18 protein-coding genes and 1 tRNA gene are annotated in these 18,886 nt (G+C 65.2%); 8 read left to right on the top strand and 11 right to left on the bottom strand.

What is annotated here, in order from left to right; all coding sequences use genetic code 11:
* Positions 1 to 2 precede the first annotated feature (2 nt).
* Genes K7G82_RS00565 through K7G82_RS00575 form a run of 3 tightly spaced genes read right to left on the bottom strand, consistent with a single transcriptional unit; the run spans position 3 to position 4,856 of the window.
* Positions 3 to 1,280, bottom strand: coding sequence for an MFS transporter (locus K7G82_RS00565; protein WP_222987876.1), 1,278 nt, complete (start codon positions 1,278 to 1,280; stop codon positions 3 to 5).
* Positions 1,277 to 2,353: an aliphatic sulfonate ABC transporter substrate-binding protein gene (locus tag K7G82_RS00570; protein WP_222987877.1), complete on the bottom strand. Its 1,077-nt coding sequence runs from the start codon at positions 2,351 to 2,353 to the stop codon at positions 1,277 to 1,279. The genes K7G82_RS00565 and K7G82_RS00570 overlap by 4 nt, the downstream gene beginning before the upstream one ends.
* Before the next feature lie 13 nt (positions 2,354 to 2,366).
* The gene (locus tag K7G82_RS00575) at positions 2,367 to 4,856 is read right to left on the bottom strand and encodes a TonB-dependent receptor plug domain-containing protein (protein ID WP_222987878.1); all 2,490 of its coding nucleotides are present in this window, start codon (positions 4,854 to 4,856) and stop codon (positions 2,367 to 2,369) included.
* Positions 4,857 to 5,072: 216 nt separating this feature from the next.
* Between K7G82_RS00575 and K7G82_RS00580 the strand changes: the two genes are divergently transcribed.
* From K7G82_RS00580 to tgt, 3 genes are all read left to right on the top strand, one after another.
* On the top strand, positions 5,073 to 5,735 hold the full coding sequence (locus K7G82_RS00580; RefSeq protein WP_222987879.1) for a TetR/AcrR family transcriptional regulator: 663 nt from the start codon (positions 5,073 to 5,075) through the stop codon (positions 5,733 to 5,735).
* Positions 5,728 to 6,894: an acyl-CoA dehydrogenase family protein gene (locus K7G82_RS00585; protein WP_222987880.1), complete on the top strand. Its 1,167-nt coding sequence runs from the start codon at positions 5,728 to 5,730 to the stop codon at positions 6,892 to 6,894. Before K7G82_RS00580 ends, K7G82_RS00585 begins: the two co-directional genes overlap by 8 nt.
* Positions 6,895 to 6,973: 79 nt before the next feature.
* Complete coding sequence (gene tgt / locus K7G82_RS00590; RefSeq protein ID WP_222987881.1) at positions 6,974 to 8,098, top strand: tRNA guanosine(34) transglycosylase Tgt; 1,125 nt, start codon at positions 6,974 to 6,976, stop codon at positions 8,096 to 8,098.
* A 52-nt stretch (positions 8,099 to 8,150) separates the two neighbouring features.
* Here the strand turns inward: tgt and K7G82_RS00595 are convergent, their stop codons facing one another.
* The 3 genes from K7G82_RS00595 to K7G82_RS00605 form a co-directional block, all read right to left on the bottom strand.
* Positions 8,151 to 8,690 (bottom strand): GNAT family N-acetyltransferase, encoded by a 540-nt coding sequence (locus K7G82_RS00595; protein ID WP_425517230.1) that lies wholly within the window; start codon positions 8,688 to 8,690, stop codon positions 8,151 to 8,153.
* A gap of 4 nt (positions 8,691 to 8,694) precedes the next feature.
* Positions 8,695 to 10,047, bottom strand: coding sequence for a DEAD/DEAH box helicase (locus K7G82_RS00600; protein WP_222987882.1), 1,353 nt, complete (start codon positions 10,045 to 10,047; stop codon positions 8,695 to 8,697).
* 84 nt (positions 10,048 to 10,131) lie between these two features.
* Positions 10,132 to 10,569 carry a hypothetical protein gene (locus K7G82_RS00605; RefSeq protein ID WP_246623158.1) on the bottom strand — a complete coding sequence of 146 codons (438 nt, stop codon included), beginning with the start codon at positions 10,567 to 10,569 and terminating at the stop codon, positions 10,132 to 10,134.
* Positions 10,570 to 10,654: 85 nt separating this feature from the next.
* Between K7G82_RS00605 and K7G82_RS00610 the strand changes: the two genes are divergently transcribed.
* The 3 genes from K7G82_RS00610 (at position 10,655) to K7G82_RS00620 (ending at position 13,531) form a co-directional block, all read left to right on the top strand.
* A complete protein-coding gene (locus K7G82_RS00610; protein WP_222987883.1) occupies positions 10,655 to 12,115 on the top strand; it encodes an FAD-binding oxidoreductase in 1,461 nt (486 codons plus the stop codon).
* A 76-nt stretch (positions 12,116 to 12,191) separates the two neighbouring features.
* Positions 12,192 to 12,962 (top strand): SapC family protein, encoded by a 771-nt coding sequence (locus K7G82_RS00615; protein WP_222987884.1) that lies wholly within the window; start codon positions 12,192 to 12,194, stop codon positions 12,960 to 12,962.
* A gap of 2 nt (positions 12,963 to 12,964) precedes the next feature.
* Entirely contained in the window at positions 12,965 to 13,531 is a 567-nt protein-coding gene (locus K7G82_RS00620) for a cytochrome b (RefSeq protein ID WP_222987885.1), read from the top strand.
* A 178-nt stretch (positions 13,532 to 13,709) separates the two neighbouring features.
* On the opposite strand, the gene K7G82_RS00625 is transcribed toward K7G82_RS00620, so the two are convergent.
* Complete coding sequence (locus tag K7G82_RS00625; protein ID WP_222987886.1) at positions 13,710 to 14,570, bottom strand: N-formylglutamate amidohydrolase; 861 nt, start codon at positions 14,568 to 14,570, stop codon at positions 13,710 to 13,712.
* 134 nt (positions 14,571 to 14,704) lie between these two features.
* Here K7G82_RS00625 and cpdR point away from each other — a divergent pair, with 134 nt between their 5' ends.
* A complete protein-coding gene (cpdR, locus tag K7G82_RS00630) occupies positions 14,705 to 15,082 on the top strand; it encodes a cell cycle two-component system response regulator CpdR (RefSeq protein WP_281422951.1) in 378 nt (125 codons plus the stop codon).
* Positions 15,083 to 15,175: 93 nt separating this feature from the next.
* Positions 15,176 to 15,250, top strand: a tRNA-Val gene (locus K7G82_RS00635).
* 25 nt (positions 15,251 to 15,275) lie between these two features.
* Here K7G82_RS00635 and K7G82_RS00640 read toward each other — a convergent pair.
* The 4 genes from K7G82_RS00640 to K7G82_RS00655 all read right to left on the bottom strand — a co-directional run bounded on the left by K7G82_RS00640 (position 15,276) and on the right by K7G82_RS00655 (position 18,883).
* Positions 15,276 to 15,395, bottom strand: coding sequence for a DUF2474 domain-containing protein (locus tag K7G82_RS00640; protein ID WP_222987888.1), 120 nt, complete (start codon positions 15,393 to 15,395; stop codon positions 15,276 to 15,278).
* Positions 15,395 to 16,399 (bottom strand): cytochrome d ubiquinol oxidase subunit II, encoded by a 1,005-nt coding sequence (cydB, locus tag K7G82_RS00645; protein ID WP_281422952.1) that lies wholly within the window; start codon positions 16,397 to 16,399, stop codon positions 15,395 to 15,397. Before cydB ends, K7G82_RS00640 begins: the two co-directional genes overlap by 1 nt.
* Before the next feature lie 190 nt (positions 16,400 to 16,589).
* A complete protein-coding gene (locus K7G82_RS00650; RefSeq protein ID WP_222987889.1) occupies positions 16,590 to 17,990 on the bottom strand; it encodes a cytochrome ubiquinol oxidase subunit I in 1,401 nt (466 codons plus the stop codon).
* Positions 17,991 to 18,151: 161 nt separating this feature from the next.
* Positions 18,152 to 18,883, bottom strand: a complete 732-nt coding sequence (locus tag K7G82_RS00655; RefSeq protein ID WP_222987890.1) for a 3'(2'),5'-bisphosphate nucleotidase CysQ — start codon at positions 18,881 to 18,883, stop codon at positions 18,152 to 18,154.
* Positions 18,884 to 18,886 lie beyond the last annotated feature (3 nt).

Genomic DNA, 18,886 nt, shown 5'->3' on the forward strand with positions numbered 1-18,886 from the left:
GATTATCGGGTGGCGACCCGCATGGTGCCGGGGTCCGTGGTGCGCGTGCGGTTCATCCGCAGCGCGAGCATGCCCCAGGCCAATGCGGAGAGCGTGAACGCGACAGGGATCAGCCAGAGCGCGGTGGCCAGCCCATGCGTATCGGAAATCCGCCCGACCACTTCGGACTTCAGCACGTTCGCGGCGATGAGCGAAAAGGCGAAGGCGAGTGCGGCTGCGGTGCCGCGCAACTGGATCGGCACGATTTCGAGCAGAAGCAGCGCCTGCGATCCGAAGAATGCGGTGGAGACGAGCACTTCGATCGCGAACCAGAATTTGACCGCGCCGATCGTGGGGCTCTGCAGCGCCATTGCCATGGCGACCGCGCCGGCGCCGGTGGCGATGACGCCGAACAGCGCATACCAAGCCGGATTGCCAATGCGGCGGATCAACCGGGTCGCGAGGATGCCGAACAGGGCGGCGCCGCCAAAACCAAGGAACAGATAGGCCCATCCCCAGAATTGCGCGGCTTCCCGGTTGGAGATGCCGAATTCGCGATGGAGATGGACCGATCCCCAGAAATTGGCGTTGCTGAACGCGAACTGGAGTGTCGCCGATCCGAGCGCGTAGAGAATGAAGGGATAGGAGAGGATCAGCGCGCGGACCTGCGCCATACCGGGCTTGTCGATCATCTGGCCCGGTGTATCGAGCGCGCCGCGCGCCGGTTCGCGCAGGCGCAGCAGGAGAAATGCCGTGATCAGTCCGGGGATGCCGGAGATGATGAAGGCGCTCCGCCAGCCATAGCGTTCGGCCAGCGCGCTGCCGAGAATGAATGCCAGCGCGAAGGCGATCGATCCCAGGCCGGAGAAGATCGAGAAGACCGTGCCGCGCTGATCCGGGCGGAAGGTGTCGGCCAGCCAGCTATTCTGGTGCGCACGGAAGGTGCCTTCGCCGAAGCCGACAAGTGCGCGCCATATGAGCAGCGAGACGAGGCCGGTCGCATAGCCGCTGCCGATCGAGGCGAAGCTCCACAACACCAGGCCGGCCAGGATGATCGGTTTGCGGGGATAACGATCGCCCAGATAGCCGTGAATGGGCGCGCCGATGAGATAGGCGATGGTGAACGCCGTCATGATCCGCGCCGCGTCGGTGTCGGTGATGTTCCAGTCGGCTATGATCGGATTGATCAGCGCGCCGGGCAGGATCATGTCGAACAGATTGATGACCGCGATCGTCGAGAACAGGCTGAACGTCGCCGCCTGATAACCGCGCGTCGGCGCTCCGGCGCTGGCCCCGGTCATGCCGACACGGCCTTGGCCGTGCTTGCGGGGACGGTACCGCGCAACGCGTCCAGAAAGCTCGGATCGAGCCAGGCATCGACGTCGATCCGTTCGGGAATGGCGCCCGCACGGAACAGGAAATCTACTTCGTCGCGCAACGCCGCCACGCGGTCATCGCGGAAATCGATGCGAAGATCGTCGACCAGCGTTTCACCATAGCTGTGTATGGCGACACGTTCGGAGATGGCCAGTTCGCGTGCGAACAGCCGTAATGCCTGGTCGGGCTGGTCGCGGATAAAGGTTTCGGCTTCCAGTGCCCGGGCGAGCACGCGGCGCACGAGATCGGGCCGCTCGCGGATCAGGTCTGCCTTGACCGCGAAGGTCAGCGGGCGGCTGTTATGGCCCTGGACATCGAGCGGCAGCCTCTTTTGGTCGAAGATCGGTCGCAACCCCGCAAGATATTCCAGTTCGACTGATTGGGTGAGGGCGGCGACAACGGCATCGACCTCTCCGCGGACCAGCGGATAGAGATTGGCCGGCCAGGGTGCGATCGCTTCCTTGCGAAGCGGTGGTTCCGCGGAGCGGCCGGAACTGTGCTGGGCGGGGCGGTCGTCGACATAGGCGGTGCCGATATGATGTTCGACGATGGTGACGTCGTGGCGATTGAGGCCGGCGAACGCGAGCGCCTTTTCGACGGTACGCAAACCGGTCAGATAATGGAAATCGACGGGCTCGTGCGGGCGGCGGAGCAACAGGATGCGCTTGCCGTGCAGATCGGTCGCCGCGCGGAGCGGCGAATCCGGAAGCACTAGGATTGTCTGGCGCGTGGCGATGGCGGACAGGCCGATGACTCGCGTGTCCGCACCATGGGCCTGCGCCCAGATCGCGGGATAATTGCCGCCATGGCGAAAGCTGCGCGGCTGGCTATGCGTATAGTGGGACTGGCGCACTGCGCGATCGGGCGAATCCTGCAATGCGCCGATCGCCAGGCCGGGATCTCCGCCGAATTCGTCCTCGATCAGGTTGCGCTGGAGCGCGAGGCCGAATGCGGTGGGCACCGGGCAACGCGTATACCAGAGGCGGGTCTCGCTCATCGCCGTGATCCCTTCAGAAGGAGAAGCCGACACGCGCGTAATAATAGGCGCCGTCGAACCCCTCCGGGGCGAGGTTGGAATAGATGGTCTGGAACAGGCGACTGTTCGACGCCCATTGCTTGTCGGGCTTGCTGCCGAACAGGTTCTTGGATCCGATGCCGATGTTGAGCCCGTTCGCGAAGCGGTAGCTCACATCGACATCGGTGATCCATTGCACGCCGAAGGTCTGCAGTGTCGGCACGATCGCGCTCAGCGACTCCGCATATTTGCCGTAACGCTTCTCGGTGATCGCCGCTGTCAGCCCTTCGCGCGTATAGGCGATACCGCCGACCAGCTTGTCGCGCGGCGGCGCTTCCTCCAGCATCCAGATCGCCTGGTTGCCGACGACCAGCGTGCCCCCGCCCGACAATGCGTCGCTGTTGATGTCGGTCACGCGCGTGCGGTTGCGGGAATAACCCAGGTTGAAGTCCAGCTTGCCTGCCCTTTCCAGGTGCAGCGTATATTGGCCGACCACATCGATCCCGCGCGTCCGCGTATCGAGCGCGTTGGTGAAGAAACGCGCGACGATGATGTCGGGATAACCATTGGCGGCAAGCAGCGTACGCACCGCCGGGCCCTGGAAATCCTGCGACAATGCGACCTTGTCGCGTACCTTGATCTGATAGAGGTCGACGCTCAGCGACGCGTCCGGGATCGGCCGCAACACGATGCCGGCGGACAGGTTTCGCGATTTTTCCGGTTTCAGGTCCTGCGCGCCGAGCAGCCGTGCGACCGGCGAGTCCACGGCGAAACTGCGGTTCTTCACGATGTCGGAGGTACCGGCGACGATGCTCGACGCTGTGGTCGCATAGCCGATCTGCCCGAGCGAAGGCGCGCGATAGCCTGTGCTGGCGGTCGCGCGGATCGCGACGGCGGGCGAGAAATCGTAGCGGGCGGAGATGCGCCCGTTTGCGGTCGATCCGAAATCCGAATAATCCTCCAGCCGGCCCGCCAGGCCGATCTGGAATGCGCTGCTGAGCTGGTTCTCGATGCCGATATAGACGCTCTTGACGTTGCGCCGGTACACGCCGGCATCGTCGGGCGTGGTGCCGGCGGGGGTCGGCGCCGGCTTGCCGGCATTGGGGCCGTCGACGATGAGTACGCCGCCATTGGCATAGGATGCGGGTTCGCCGGCGATATTCTCGTAGCGTTCCCGACGATAGGCGATGCCGCCTGAAAGGTTCAGCGGTTCGCGGAGAAAGCCGACGTCGACATCCTTCACCCAATCCAGGCTGAAGTTGAGCAGTTCGTTGCGATTGCGGCCTGTGACATAGCCGATCGGGCTGTTGGCGCCGAAGCTGGCATTGACGTGCGGCGACTGGCGCGTCTTCTGCCAGTAGCGGCCGTAGTTGACGCCCAGATCGAGGGCGCCGAGGCTGTCATCGGCATATTTGAGGCCGATCGCCCCGGTCGCGGCCTTGGAACGAACCCGGCTGAACGGGTTGATCCCGTCCGGAAACAGCGCGCGGACATTCGCGTCGTCGCGCGCGGTGACATGGTTCACCGCCGCGACCTTGTAGATGTTGGCGAAACTGCCGAACGCGTAGAGGTCCAGCCCGTCGGCCAGGGTCAGACCGGCATTGGCGAGCGCGTTATAGGCCTTCATCGAAGGGGGATATCCCCAGAGATGCCCCTCGCGGTCATACGTCGCCTCGCGCGGGTCGCCCGCGAAATATTGCTGGCGGGTATCGGGCAGGCCGGATTTGGGATGAACCGAATTCTCGGCGCTGAACGAAAGTGTGAGATAACCCTCGGAGGGCAAGCCGAAACCGATCCAGCCCTGGTAATTCTGGCTGATCCGGCTTGCCGCGTTGCTGTATTGGCCGAACTGCGCCGCGACATCTCCGCCCGTATCGCTCGAACGCAGCACGATGTTGACGACGCCCGCGATCGCGTCCGAGCCATATTGGGCTGCGGCACCGTCGCGCAGCACCTCGATCCGGGAGACCGCATTGAGCGGGATCGCATTGATGTCGACCGCCTGGGCGCCATAGCCCCAGACCGGAGGGCTGCCCGTGGTGACGTTGGCGGATGTCACCAGGCGGCGGCCGTTGATCAGCACCAGCGTCTGGTCCGGAGACAGGCCGCGCAACGAGATCGACCGCGCATTGCCGGCCCCCATCGGCGCGACCGCGCCTTGCGGGAAATTGACCGATGGGCTGAGGCGCTGAAGGGCTTCGCTGAGGTTGGATGCGCCTGTCGTGACCAGTTGCCGTTCGTCGACGACATCGACCGGGGCGGTGCTGTCGAGCGCGCGGACATTGGCTCGGCGCGTGCCCAGGACGATGATGTCGCCGCTTCCGTCCGCGCCGGCGTCGGCCCCATCGTCCGCCGCTGCTGCGGGTGCGTCTCCGGCAGCAAGCGCGCCGCTCGGGACCTGGAGTGCCAGAGCGACGGAGGCGAGCAGCAGAGGCCGTGCATGGTGGCGAAAGCGGGCGGACGATGAAGGACGGGCTGCGGACAAGATGGTTCCCCCTGGCTGGTGAGGGGGTGGATAATCTCTACTAATTTGGTTATGAAATGAGCTCTTCTATGCGAGGGTAAAGTTTAACTTACAGATGTATGATAGCAGACATTTGTATGATATTTTTGGGCGCGGCGATCAGTCGGCGCTTTGCGAAGTGCGCGGCGGCGCGTATCCCGGCGCGCACGCGCAACGCGTAATGGAGCAGGGGTGGCGATGACGAATGGGGCAGGGGACCCGCCGGCGGAGATCGAGCTGATCGCCCCCGACGACGCGTGTCGCGAAATTCTGAGGCCGCGCCCCGTCGATCGCCGCGTGCGCAAGACAATCGCGGCGTTGCATGAAGCGGTGCTGGACCTGTTGCCCGAAAAGCCGTTCGAGCTGATCACGGTGCAGGATATCGCGGCGCGGGCGGATGTCAGCCGCGCCGCTTTCTACGCGCATTTCGCCGACAAGTTCGCGCTGATGGAACATATCGTTTCGGATGTGTTCGAACGGTCGCTGGAGAGTTGCATGGGCAGCGCCCCGCTCGACACCGAAACATCGATCCGCCGGGTGTTCGAGGCGACATGCCTGTATCTCAGCACGATCTTCAGCCAGTGCCGCCATGCTCGCCGCATGCTCGATCCCTTGATCCAGGCGCGCGTCAGCGAACGCATCCAGCGCGAATTGGGCGGCGTGCTTGCAACTGCCGCCGATGCCGGCGAAGGGGCGGCCGCCAATGTGGAGCTTACCGCGACCGTCCTTGGCTGGTCGATCTACGGCGCGGCGCTCGGCTGGGCCAATGGCGCACGCGACATCGATGCCGCACAATATGTCGAGCAGACCTTCCGGATCACCTGTTCCGGCTATCTTGGCTGGCGGGCAGACAATGGCTGATTCCCGCATGCCGACCGATGAGGCGCTGGTCGCGCTTACCGGGCAGCTCGCGGCACTGGCCGCCGATTATGATCGTTCGGCGGTGTTTCCGGCGCGGTGCATCGATCATATCCGCGATGCCGGGCTGGTCGCGCTCACCGTGTGCACCGATCTGGGCGGTGGTGGCGCAGGCATTGCCGCGGCTGCGCATGTGCTCGGCGCCGTCGCGCGTGGTGATCCGTCGAGCGCGTTGATCCTGGCGATGACCTATGGCTTCGGCCTGAAGACCCGCATGCTGAAGGGGGATGCTCGGGCCGCCGCCGATATCGTGCTGCGCGATGTTGTGGCGCGCTCCGCATTGGTCGGCGAGTTTCGGGTCGAGCCCGATCTGGGGACGCCCGCGCGGGGGGGCTTGCCGGCGACGATCGCGCGCCGCGCGGCCGGTGGCTGGCGAATCTTCGGCCGCAAGACCTATGCGACGGGCTCAATCGGGCTCGACTGGTGCTCGGTCCTCGCGAGGACCGACGAAGATGCGCCGCGCATCGGTCGCTTCCTCGTCCGTGTCGAGGCACCGGGGGTCGCGGTCGAGGAGAGCTGGGATCATCTTGGCATGCGGGCCACCGTCAGCCACGATATGGTGTTCGACGATGTCTTGGTCGGTGAGGCCGATGTGATCGGCCTGGATCTGCCGGGCACCGCAGCGCTCACGACCGACGACGTCGCGGGCGCATTGTGGAACGCGCTGTCGATCCCGGTCATCTATCACGGTGTTGCGCAATCGGCGCGCGACTGGCTTGGCGGCTATCTGAACGATCGTGCTCCATCCAATCTGGGAGCATCGTTGGCGACGCTGCCGCGCGTGCAGGAGCGTTTCGGCGAGATCGAGACCTTGCTGCTGGCCAATGATCTGATCTTGCGTTCCGCCATGGCGATCGCGGAACAGGCTACGCGAGGGTCGATCGAAACGGCGGAGGCCGCGAAGCATCTGGTCACCGCCAATGCGACGAAGGCGGTGGGCATCGCGCTGGAACTGACGGGCAATCCGGGACTCAGCCGCCGTAATCCTCTCGAACGCCATTATCGCGACGTGATGTGCAGCCGAATCCATAGCCCGCAGAGCGACACGATCCTGCGCAATGCCGGACGCAGGGCGCTGGAGAGACGCGTAGCGGCGCGTTGACACGTGATCCTTTGCCGCATCGCCAGTGCGGAAAACCGGTTCCCACTTTTCCGCGCGATGCTTTAAGGACGCGCGGATCATGACAGACCGTTTTTCCTTCACCATCACCGCCACCGACGGCAAGGCGCGCACCGGCGCGATCCGCATGCGGCGCGGCGAGATCCGCACGCCCGCCTTCATGCCCGTGGGCACCGCCGCCACCGTCAAGGCGATGAAGCCCGCCGATGTCCGCGCCGCGGGCGCCGACATCATTCTGGGCAACACCTATCACCTGATGCTGCGCCCCGGCGCGGAGCGGGTGGCCCGGCTGGGCGGGCTCCACGCCTTCATGGGCTGGGATCGCCCGATCCTGACCGACAGCGGCGGCTATCAGGTGATGAGCCTGTCGGATCTGACCAAGGTCACCGAGGAAGGGGTGAGCTTCAAGAGCCATCTCGACGGATCGCGGCACATGCTGAGCCCAGAGCGCTCGATGGAAATCCAGCGGTTGCTGGGATCGGACATCGTGATGGCGTTCGACCAGCTCGTTCCCACCACCTCGACGGCGGAACAGCAGCGCGCGGCGATGGAACGATCGATGCGCTGGGCCGCGCGTTCGCGCGCCGGCTTCGACGCCGGCGGTGCGCATGCGGAGGGAGCGGCGCTGTTCGGCATCCAGCAGGGGGCGCTCGACGAAGGATTGCGCAAGGCGTCGGCCGACGCGCTGATGGAGGTCGGCTTCGACGGCTATGCTGTCGGCGGGCTGGCGGTGGGCGAGGGGCAGGCGGCGATGTTCGGCTGCCTCGATTTCGCGCCGGGGCAATTGCCCGTCGACAAGCCGCGCTATCTGATGGGCGTCGGCAAGCCGGACGATATCGTCGGCGCGGTCGAGCGCGGGATCGACATGTTCGACTGCGTGTTGCCGACGCGGAGCGGCCGAACCGGGCAAGCCTTCACCTGGGATGGGCCGATCAACATCCGCAATGCGAAGTTCGCGGAGGATCCGACGCCGCTCGATCCCGAATCGCCGACGGCGGGCTGGTCCAAGGCTTATCTCCACCATCTTGTCCGCTCGGGCGAGATATTGGGTGCGATGCTGATGACCGAGCATAATCTGTGGTTCTATCAGCGATTGATGGCGGAACTGCGCGCCGCGATCGCCGAGGGCCGGCTGACGGCGTTCGCCGATGGTTTCCGGGCGCGTTATGGGGCGCGTGGAGGATAAGCGGAACTCTCATCGTCATTCCGGCTTTCGCCGGAATGACGGCTATGTTCGTTCAACCCCGAACCAGCGGCTTCCCCATGCGGATCAGCGGCACGCGCACGCCGTCGATCGGCGGGCTCTGGACATGTTCGATCGGCACATAGCCGCAGGCGCTGTACAGGCGCTCCCCGGCAAGCGTCGCCATCAGTTCGACACGGGCGAAGCCATGATCGGCGGCCGCGCTCTCGCACAGGTCGAGCACGCGCCGGCCGACGCCGCGGCGGGTGAAGTCGGGATGGGTGTACATGGCGCGGATCCGCGCGGCATCGGTCGCCGGATCGAGCAGCGCGGCGTCGCGGCCCGGCGAATGGTCTCCGCCATAGAGTGTCGTGCGCCGGCTCCAGCCGCCGCATCCGGCGATCAGGCCGTCCGCTTCGACGATCACATAGCTGCCATCTTCGATAAGCTGGGTATCGAGCCCCATCACCGCATGGCTGGCGCGCACCTGATCGGGATCGAGTACGTCGGATTGAAGTCGCTCGATCGCCGCGAACATGAGCGCGCGCAGGGCCGGCACATCGTCGTGGCGTGCCCAGCGATGCGTAAGCGTCACCGGGTCAGTCGCAGAGCTTGACGTTCAGGAAGCTGGGGACCGGGCCGTTCCAGCCGTCATCCGGCCCGTCGTCATGAACCGGCGGACGCGCAGCGCGGTGGGGCTTGCTCTCCGCGCGCGGCCTTTCGCGTTCCTCGCGGCGAGGCCGTTCCGACCTGGCTTCCGTCTTTTCGCGGCGCGGCTTCTCGGATTTTTCCGCTTTCCTGTCGTCGCGCTTCGGCTCCTTCCGGGGCTCCGCCTTGGCGGTCTTGCCGATTCGGTCGATCTTCAGGCCCGTCAGCTTCTCGATATTCTCGATCGCTTCCGCGTCGGCGGAGGTCACCAGCGTGAAGGCGGTGCCGGTCGCGCCCGCGCGGCCGGTGCGGCCGATGCGGTGGACATAATCGTCGGGGTGCCAGGGCGCGTCATAGTTGAAGACGTGGCTGACGCCCTTGATGTCGATGCCGCGCGCGGCGACGTCGGATGCGACCAGGATGTTGATCGTGCCCGCCTTGAACCGGTCGAGCTCGGCGATGCGATCGCGCTGTTCCATGTCGCCATGGATCTCGCCCGCCGCGAAGCCGTCGCGCTTCAGCGTTTGCGCCAGTTCGCGCACCGTCGTCTTGCGGTTGCAGAAGATGATCGCGGTGTTGATCTCCTCGCTGTCGAGCAGGCCGCGCAGCGTTTCCTTCTTCTTGCGCGAATCCGTTTCGACCAGCACCTGCTTGATCGATGTGTTGGCGGTCGCCGGGCGGGCGACCTCGATCGACTTCGGGCTGTTCAGGAACTTGTCCGCCAGCTTCTTGATCGGCGGCGGCATCGTCGCGGAGAACAGCAAGGTCTGCCGGCTCTTGGGCAGCTTGGTGCAGATTTCCTCGATATCGGGAATGAAGCCCATGTCGAGCATCCGGTCCGCCTCGTCGATCACGAGCAGGTCGCAGCCGGTGAGCAGGATCTTGCCGCGCTGGAACAGGTCCATCAGCCGGCCGGGCGTCGCGATCAGCACATCGACGCCCTTTTCCAGCGCCTTCACTTGATCGCCCATCTGGACGCCGCCAATGAGCAGCGCCATCGAGAGCTTGTGATATTTGCCGTATTTGTCGAAGTTCTCGGCAACCTGCGCCGCCAGTTCGCGGGTCGGCTCCAGGATCAGCGAGCGCGGCATGCGTGCGCGGCTGCGGCCTTCGCCAAGGATATCGATCATCGGCAGCACGAAGGCGGCGGTTTTGCCTGTGCCGGTCTGGGCGATGCCGATCAGGTCCTTGCCCATCAGCACGGACGGGATCGCCTGCTTCTGGATCGGCGTCGGCTGGTCATAGCCCGATTCAGTTACGGCACGGAGAAGTTCGTCGGACAGGCCGAGATCGGCAAAGCTCATTTTCGTTCCGGAAGGTTCGGGGCAGCCGAAAAGCGCCGCCCAAGCGCGGTGCGCGTGGCGGAAACACAGGCGATTGTCAAGTTTTCAGCGGTCGGGAACCAGTGTCTTGAAGCTGTTTATCTCGCATTGGCCGCCCGAACGCGCATGGATGGTGTCGCGATCCGCGCAGATGCGCCTGTCGCGAGTCGGCTTGATGTAGAAGCCGGAATAGAAATCGAGCGCGGGGCAATCACGGTCGAGCCGCGCGCGCAGGCGCGTGCCGCCGCGCAGGATCAGATCGACGCTATCCTCACCCGTGATCGCGGCACCCGCCAGTGCATTGAGGGAGATGCAGCGCGGCGCCTTCTTCTCTTTCCATTTGATCGGTTTCGCGGGCGCGGACTGGCGGGTCGGCACGCGGATGATCACGCGTTCACGAATGGTGACCTGCGCATAACGTTCGGGCACGGCGACGGGTGCGTCGGAGGACGCAAAAGCGCCGCTTCCCGCGAACAGCATTGCCGCGAGCGACAAGATGGTCATGCAATCGCACTCATTTTCGCCGATGCCCTTGCACCATTCAGGTTGAACGCGCCATGAATTCCCGCACATCAGCTAGGGCCGAACCATGACAAATCCGATTCCCGCCCTTTCGGGAAGCGCGCTTTCCGCGCTGCGTGGCGTGCTGGGGCCAAAAGGCTTCACCGACGATCCCGATCTGATCGCTCCCTGGCTGACCGACTGGCGCGGTCGTTTCCATGGCCGGACACCGGCATTGCTGAGCCCGGCCGATACCGCCGAAGTCGCGGCGATCCTGCGTATCGCCGGAGAGCACCACATCCCGCTGGTCCCTCAAGGGGGCAATACCAGCATGGTGGGCGGGGCGACGCCGCCTGAGGACGGGTCTGCGCTGATCCTGTCGCTGCGCCGGATGAGCCGGATCCGCAGCCTTTCGGCCGAAGCGGGCGTGGCCGTGGCGGAGGCGGGCGTGATCCTGGCCAATCTGCACGATGCCGCGAACGCCATCGGCATGCGCTTTCCGCTGACGCTGGGCGGCAAGGGATCGGCGACGGTGGGCGGGCTCGTCTCCACCAACGCCGGCGGCACCCAGGTGCTGCGTTTCGGCACGATGCGCGCGCTGACCCTGGGGATAGAGGCGGTGCTGCCTGACGGCACGGTCTTCGCAGGGCTCGATCCGCTCAAGAAGGACAATCGCGGTTATGACATTCGCCACCTGCTGATCGGTGCCGAAGGGACGCTGGGCATCGTGACGGCCGCGAGCCTCAGGCTGGTGCCCGCGATCGTCGATCGCGCCGTCGGCTGGATCGGCGTCGAGAGCCCGCACCAGGCGCTGGCATTGCTCCGCCGGCTGGAAAACCGGGCGGCCGATGCGCTGGAAGGGTTCGAGATCGTCCGCGCCGATTCGCTGGCGCTGGTGCTGAAGCATGTGCCAGGCACGCGTGCACCGCTGGCGGGCGATCATCCCTGGCATGTGCTGGTCGAGGTCGACCGCTCCGATTCGCGGGGGGAGCCCCCGGCCACCATGCTCGAAAACCTGCTGGCCGAAGCGTTCGAGGAGGGCCTGTTCCGCGATGCGACGATCGCGGCGAGCGAGGCGCAGGCGGAGGCGCTCTGGATGCTGCGCGATTCGCTGTCGGCGGCCGAGCGTGCGCACGGCCCGGCGGTGCAGCATGATATCTCCGTGCCGGTTGCGGGCATGCCCGATTTCATGATCGATGCGGCGGCGGCGGCGGAAGCGCGCTTTCCCGGCGTCAGCGCCACCGCCTTCGGCCATCTGGGCGACGGCAATGTCCATTTCCACGTCCGCGCGCCCGCCGGATCGCCGCCCGATTGGGCGATGGGGGCGGGCAAGGCGATCAGCGCCTATGTCCATGATCTGGTGGTCGCGGCCGGCGGCTCGATTTCGGCGGAGCACGGCATCGGCCAGATGAAGCGCGACGAGAATGCGCGGCTGGCCGATCCGGCGCGGCTGACGGCGCTGCGCGCGATCAAGGCCGCGCTCGATCCCGGCAATCTGATGAACCCCGGAAAGCTCGTGCCGCTTGCAACCGGCGCGGCGGCACCATAAACGGCGCGACACGGTTTTTTTCGTCCGTCGGACGCGGTCAACCATCCATATCAAGACGTTTTCAGGAGAATATCGAATGGCCAGCGTGCCGACTGCCAATGCGCTTCCGGTTCTGTACCAGGATCTCGTTCCGCTTTCGTCCAACGAACACAAGGATTGGAAGGCGCGTCAGGTCGATACCGCGCCCTGGCTGAGCGGCCAGCATGCCTTTCCGGTGACCGTCGACGAATTCCCGATGGTGCAGCGCTTCTTCCCGATCGTCTTCACCGCTGGTGAGAACCCGGTGCCGTTGGCGCTGATGGGCCTCAACGAAGGCGTCAACATGTATGTCGATGCCGAGGGTAAGCTGGTCAACCGGGTCTATGTGCCCGCCTATATCCGCCGCTATCCCTTCCTGCTGGCGCGGCTTCGCCCCGAAAGCGACGAGCTCTCGCTGTGCTTCGACCCCTCGGCCGGCATCATCGGCGATTTCGAGGAAGGGCAGGCGCTGTTCGAGGACGGCCAGCCGACCGAAGTGGTCAAGAACATCCTCGGCTTCACCGAACAGTGGGAACAGAGCTGGCAGAAGACCGGCGCCTTCGTGAAGGAGCTGGAAGCCAACAAGCTACTGATCGACGGTGAAGTCGCCATTCAGCCGCAGGGCGCCGAGCAGCCCTATATCTATCGCGGCTTCCAGATGGTCGACGAGAACAAGCTGCGCGAGCTGCGCGGCGACGTGCTGCGCAAGATGAACGCCAGCGGCCTGCTGCCGCTGGTCTATGCGCATCTCTATTCTCTGGGCCTGATGAGCGACCTGTTCCAGCAGCAGATGGAGGCGGACAAGGTTCCGCCCCAGGTCGCGGCCTGACCATGCACGGGCAGGCCGAGAGCCCGGCGGCGCGATCGACCTATTCGCGCGTCGCCATCTGGCTCCACTGGAGCATCGGCTTGCTCGTCATCCTGAACATCGCGATTGTGCTGGTGCGCGAGAATTTCGAAGCCCTCTCGCGCACCATGATGGGCTGGCACAAGGCGATCGGGATTCTCGTCCTGGCACTCAGCCTTGTCCGCATCGTCTGGCGGCTGACGCACCGTCCGCCACCGCTGCCGCCGATGGCGGCGTGGGAGAAGGGCCTGTCCCATCTCGTCCATTTCCTCTTCTATCTGTTCATCATCGCCATTCCGCTGAGCGGGTGGCTGTGGATGTCGGCGGCGGAAACGCATCGGCCGATCTCCTTCTTCGGGCTGTTCATCGTGCCGATGCTGCCGGTGGAACAGAGCAAGGCGCTCGCCGAGTCGTTCGGCGAAGCCCATGAAATCATGGGTTTGGCGACGATCGGACTGATCATCCTGCACGTCGCGGGTGCGCTGAAGCATCATTTCGTAGACGGAACGAACCTGCTGGAACGTATGATTCCCGGGCTTCGTAACCGCTGAGCGACGATTTAGAGCATTTCGTCGATATCAATCACTTGAAAGCAAATCACGGGCAGCCTATCTTGCTGTTGGTGAGGCGCCGTGTCCCCCCTTTCGCGGCGCAACACTCGCACACCTTCGGGTGTGCTCCTCCCTGAACCTTGGCCACCTCGTGCCTACCATAGCACGAGGTGGTTTTTTATTCGGCGGCGATGGCGGCGGTGGAACCGGTTGCTTCGTCGGCAAGCGCGCGCGCGGTTGCGCGCACCAGCGCGCGACAGGCCGCCAGCCCAGATCCGGGACCATCGAGCGCGGCATCCAGATAGAGGCTGCGATCGATCTCCATCTGGATCGCATGCACGCCGCGCATTGGGGCGCCATGGACGGACAGGATGTGGCCGCCGGCATAGGGGCTGTTCTGCGCGCAGGCATGGCCCGCATCGCGCGCGACATCCTGGATCGTTGCGGAGAAGCGTGCGGCCGCGCTGCGGCCGAACAGGTCGCCCACAACAATTCGCGCCTGGTCGCCGGTGTCGGGCAGTGGCGGCATCGAATGGACGTCGAGCAGCACCGCCACGCCGAAACGCTTCCGCGTGGCCGCGATCAGCGCCGCCAGCCGGGCATGATAGGGCAGATGATCCTGGGCGATCCGCCGGTCGAGCTCGCCCCGCGTCAGGCGGTGGCGCAGGATCTCGCCATGGCCACGCAGGCGGCGCGGGATCAGGCCGAGCCCGCCGCTGACCTTGGCCGATCGCACCACGGCATGGCGCGCCAGCGGAGGATCGATCATGTCGGGATCGACTTCGCGCACGTCGCGGTTCAGGTCGATCCAGGCACGGGGGCGGGTGGCGACCAGCGAGGTATGGCCCGCCGCCACGGCATCCCCGATGAGAAGGTCGGCATGGCGGTCTTCCAGCGGGCGCAATGCCGCAAGGGGAAGGCGGCTCATCGCCAGCAGCGCGTCGGGATAGTCACGTCCCGCGTGCGGCACGGAGAGGATGACGGGCGATTCCGGCACCTCGGGACCGTGCAGCAGAAATGGGGCGCCGGGCTGCGTCATCGCATCGAACGCTAACCGCCGATTCGACGACTCGCAATGCAGCCTCAAGCAAAAGCTGGAAAATCTTAAGGGGTAAGCGCATAAGCTGGCTTTGCGGGGACGGCGATGGGCGCCGTGGGGCCGTGGGGAATATGATGATCCGGATCTTGCTGGCCGAGGACGACGACGTGATGCGTCAATATCTGACGCGCGCGCTGGAAAAGTCCGGCTATGCGGTGACCGCGGTCGATCGCGGCACGGCGGCGGTGCCGCTGCTCGAATCGGAAAGCTTCGAATTGCTGCTCACCGATATCGTGATGCCGGAGATGGACGGGATCGAACTGGCGCAGCGCGCCAGCGTGCTGGCGCCGGAAATGCGGGTGATGTTCATCACCGGATTCGCCGCCGTCACGCTGAAGGCGGGCAAGACGGTGCCGCAGGCCAAGGTGCTTTCCAAGCCTTTCCACCTGCGTGATCTGGTCCTTGAAATCGACCGGATGTTCGAGGTTGGCAGCGCGGCCGGGCTCACTTGAAACGTCTTTGAAGATTTTGTGTTTCGCGGGCTTGCGCAGGGGGCGATGGCTCGCTAGAGACGCGCCTCCGAACACCTAACGGTGCCGGTGTGTGGGCGTGTAGCTCAGTGGTAGAGCACTGTGTTGACATCGCAGGGGTCGCAAGTTCAATCCTTGCCACGCCCACCATTTTCCTTCCTTTACCCCGACAATGTCACGGCCTGAGCCACCAGCGCAGGCCGTAGGCGACGGCGCCCAGCGCCGCGACGCTTGCCGCCCAGATCAGCGCCATCCAGCCGAGCCGCCGCCACAAAGGCGTAGAGGGCTCATCCATCAATGATAGCCCTCATGGCCGACCTTGCCGCGGAAGACCCAATAGGAGAAACCGGTATAGGCCAGGATGATCGGCACCATGATGCCGGCGCCGACCAGCATGAACGCCTGGCTCCTTTCCGGCGCGGCCGCATCCCAGATCGTGACCGCGCCGGGCACGACATAGGGGAACATGCTGATGCCGAGCCCCGCGAAGCACAGCAGGAAGATGAACAGCGTCAGCAGGAAGGGCGCGATTTCGTGGCGCAGCTTGAGCGCGCGGAAGAACAGGATGCACGCGATGGCGACGAGGAGCGGCACCTGCGCGCTGAACAGGACATTGGGCATGGTGAACCAGCGCTGCCAATAGCTGCTCTCCAGGAACGGCGTGGCGAGGCTGACGGCGACGATCGCGGCGAGCGTCGCGGGGCCGAGGCGCCAGGCGAGGCGCCAGGCGTGATCCTGCAGGCTCCCCTCGGTGCGCCAGATCAGCCAGGTCGCGCCGAGCAGCGCATAGGCGATGACGGTGCCTGCGCCGGTCAGCAGCGTGAAGGGGGTCAGCCAGTCGAGCCAACCGCCGGCATATTGGCGATCGGCGACCGCGATACCCTGCAGGATGGCGCCGAGCGTGATGCCCTGGGCGAACGCCGCCATCAGCGATCCGCCGGTAAAGGCGAGATCCCAGATGGCGCGGTGACCGGGATCACGCCAGCGGAACTCGAACGCGACGCCGCGAAAGACCAGCGCCAGCAGCATCGCGACGATCGGCGGGTAAAGCGCCGGCAATATGATGGCATAGGCGAGGGGGAAGGCGGCCATCAGACCGCCGCCGCCGAGCACCAGCCAGGTTTCGTTGCCGTCCCAGACCGGCGCGATCGAGTTCATCGCGGTGTCGCGTTCCGCTCCCACGCCGAAGACGGGGAACAGGATGCCGATGCCGAGATCGAAGCCGTCCATCACGACATAGGCGAACACCGCGAAGGCGATGATGAAAGCCCAGATGACGGTGAGATCGGGGTTCAGCATGGGCGTTCTCCCGTCGGCCGAGTCCGTGCTTCAGGCCCGTCCTTCCGCGTCATTCCACGCGGAATTGTGTTTGTGGGCCTCCAGCTTGTCATCCCCGCGCATGCGGGGATCCAGCTATTCCGTGAAGCCTCAGGAAAAAGAAGAAGAAGCTGGATCCCCGCTTTCGCGGGGATGACATCGTGAGGGCGCGTCATCGTCCGCCCTCCGTTGCAGGCCCCGGCGTGATGCCGGCAGTGCGGATCGGGGCGCGATCCGGTTCGCTCTCGTCCGAATGCGGCGGCTTGTGCATCAGCTTCAATATATACCAGGTGCCGAAGCCGAAGACCGCGAAATAGACGATGACGAAGGCGAGCAGCGACGCACCCACCGCGGGCGCGGCGAGCGGGCTTGCGGAATCCGCCGTCCGCAGCAGCCCATAGACGGTGAAGGGCTGGCGGCCGACCTCGGTGGTGACCCAGCCCGCGATCACCGCGACGAAGCCCGATGGCCCCATCAGCAGCGCGAAGCGGTGGAGCAGGCGCCAGTCATAGAGTTTGCGCGTGGCGCGCGCCGCAAGGCTCCACAGGCCGAGGCCGAGCATCAGGAAACCGATCCCGACCATGATGCGGAAGGACCAGAAAACGATCGCCACCGGCGGTTCGTCGGCATCGGGGATCGTGTCGAGCCCCGCGAGCGGCGCATCGAGGTCGTGCTTTAGGATCAGCGAGGAGAGTTTTGGAATCTCCACGGTATAGTCGACGCGGCGGGCGTCCTGATCGGGCAGGCCGAACAGGATCAGCGGTGCGCCATCGGGATGGCTGTCGAAATGCCCCTCCATCGCCATCACCTTGGCCGGCTGATGCTCCAAGGTGTTGAGCCCGTGCATATCGCCAGCGAAGATCTGCACGGGGGCGACGAGCGCCGCCATCCACATCGCCATCGAGAACATCTTGCGGGCATGGGCATTGTCGCGGTCGCGGAGCAGATGCCAGGCGCCGACCGCGCCGACGACCAATGCGGTAGTGAGATAGGCGGCGATGACGGTGTGGACCAGCCGATAGGGGAAGCTGGGATTGAAGATGATCGTCCACCAGCTTTCGCCCGGCAGGAACTGGCCATTGGCGCCGACGACATGGCCGGTGGGCGTCTGCATCCATGAATTGGCGGACAGGATCCAGAAGGCCGAGATGAAGGTGCCGATCGCTACCAGCAAGGTCGCGGTGAAGTGCAGTTTCCGGCCGACCTTTTTCATGCCGAACAGCATCACGCCGAGGAAGCCGGCTTCGAGGAAGAAGGCGGTGAGCACTTCATAGGCCATCAACGGGCCGATGACCGGGCCGACCTTGTCGGAGAAGACCGACCAGTTGGTGCCGAACTGATAGGACATGACGATGCCGGAGACGACGCCCATCGCGAACGCGATCGCGAAGATCTTCAGCCAGTATCGGAAAAGATCGAGATAGAGCGGCTTGCCCGTTTTCAGCCACAGCCCTTCCAGCACCGCCAGATAGCTCGCCAGGCCGATCGAAAAGGCCGGGAAGATGAAATGGAAGCTGACGGTGAAGGCGAACTGGATCCGCGCGAGGAACAGCGCGTCGGCATTGTCGAACATCGGACCTGCCCCCGGAAAGAGGAGACGGCCCCTGATCGCAGGTCAGGGATCGGAAGAGGCTTGCCTCTTCACCCGAAGGACATGCGCCGGTGACCGGGGAAACTCAAGTCTGACCGGTAAAACACGGGGCAGGTGGGACAATATGTCCGTGAACAGCCTCTTCAGGCGTTCATGTCCGCCACGAACGCCAGGATCTCGGCGGCGCGATGGCGATGGCAGATCAGCAGATCCGGCAGCCAAGGATCGGCGCAATTATAGACGAGTTCGCTGCCGTCCACGCGCGAAACGTGCAGGCCGGCAGCCATGGCGACCGCGGCGGGCGCGCAATTGTCCCACTCATATTGGCCGCCGGTGTGGAGATAGATGTCCGCCTCTCCACGCAGCACCGCCATCGCCTTGGCGCCCGCCGATCCCATGGGGACGAGCGTCGCGCCCAGCCGCTCGGCGACTGCCAGTGCTTCGGGTGCGGGGCGGGTGCGGCTGACCAGCATCCGCAATGGCGCCGCTTCGGCGATCAGCGCCGGCGGGCGATCGGAGGCGAGCGTCAGGCCCAGGCCGGGCAAGGCGACCGCGCCGGCGACCGGACGGCCATCGACGGCGAGGGCGACATGCACCGCCCAGTCGTTGCGGCCTTCGGAATATTCGCGCGTGCCGTCGAGCGGATCGATCACCCAGGCGCGCGAAAAGCCGCAGCGCGCCGGATTGTCCTTCTCCTCCTCGGACAGGATCGCATCGTCGGGGCGCTCGATGCGCAGCCGGTCGAGGATCAGGCGATTGGCGACGCGATCGCCTTCGTCGCCCAGCGCCTTGCCGCCTTCATGACCTTCGCGAAGGCGCAGAAGCAGCTTTCCGGCTTCTTCCGCCAGACCATGGGCAAGCTCGGCGTCAGTCACGAC

This window comes from Sphingomonas colocasiae (assembly GCF_019880585.1).
GTDB classification, from domain to species: Bacteria; Pseudomonadota; Alphaproteobacteria; order Sphingomonadales; family Sphingomonadaceae; genus Sphingobium_A; species Sphingobium_A colocasiae.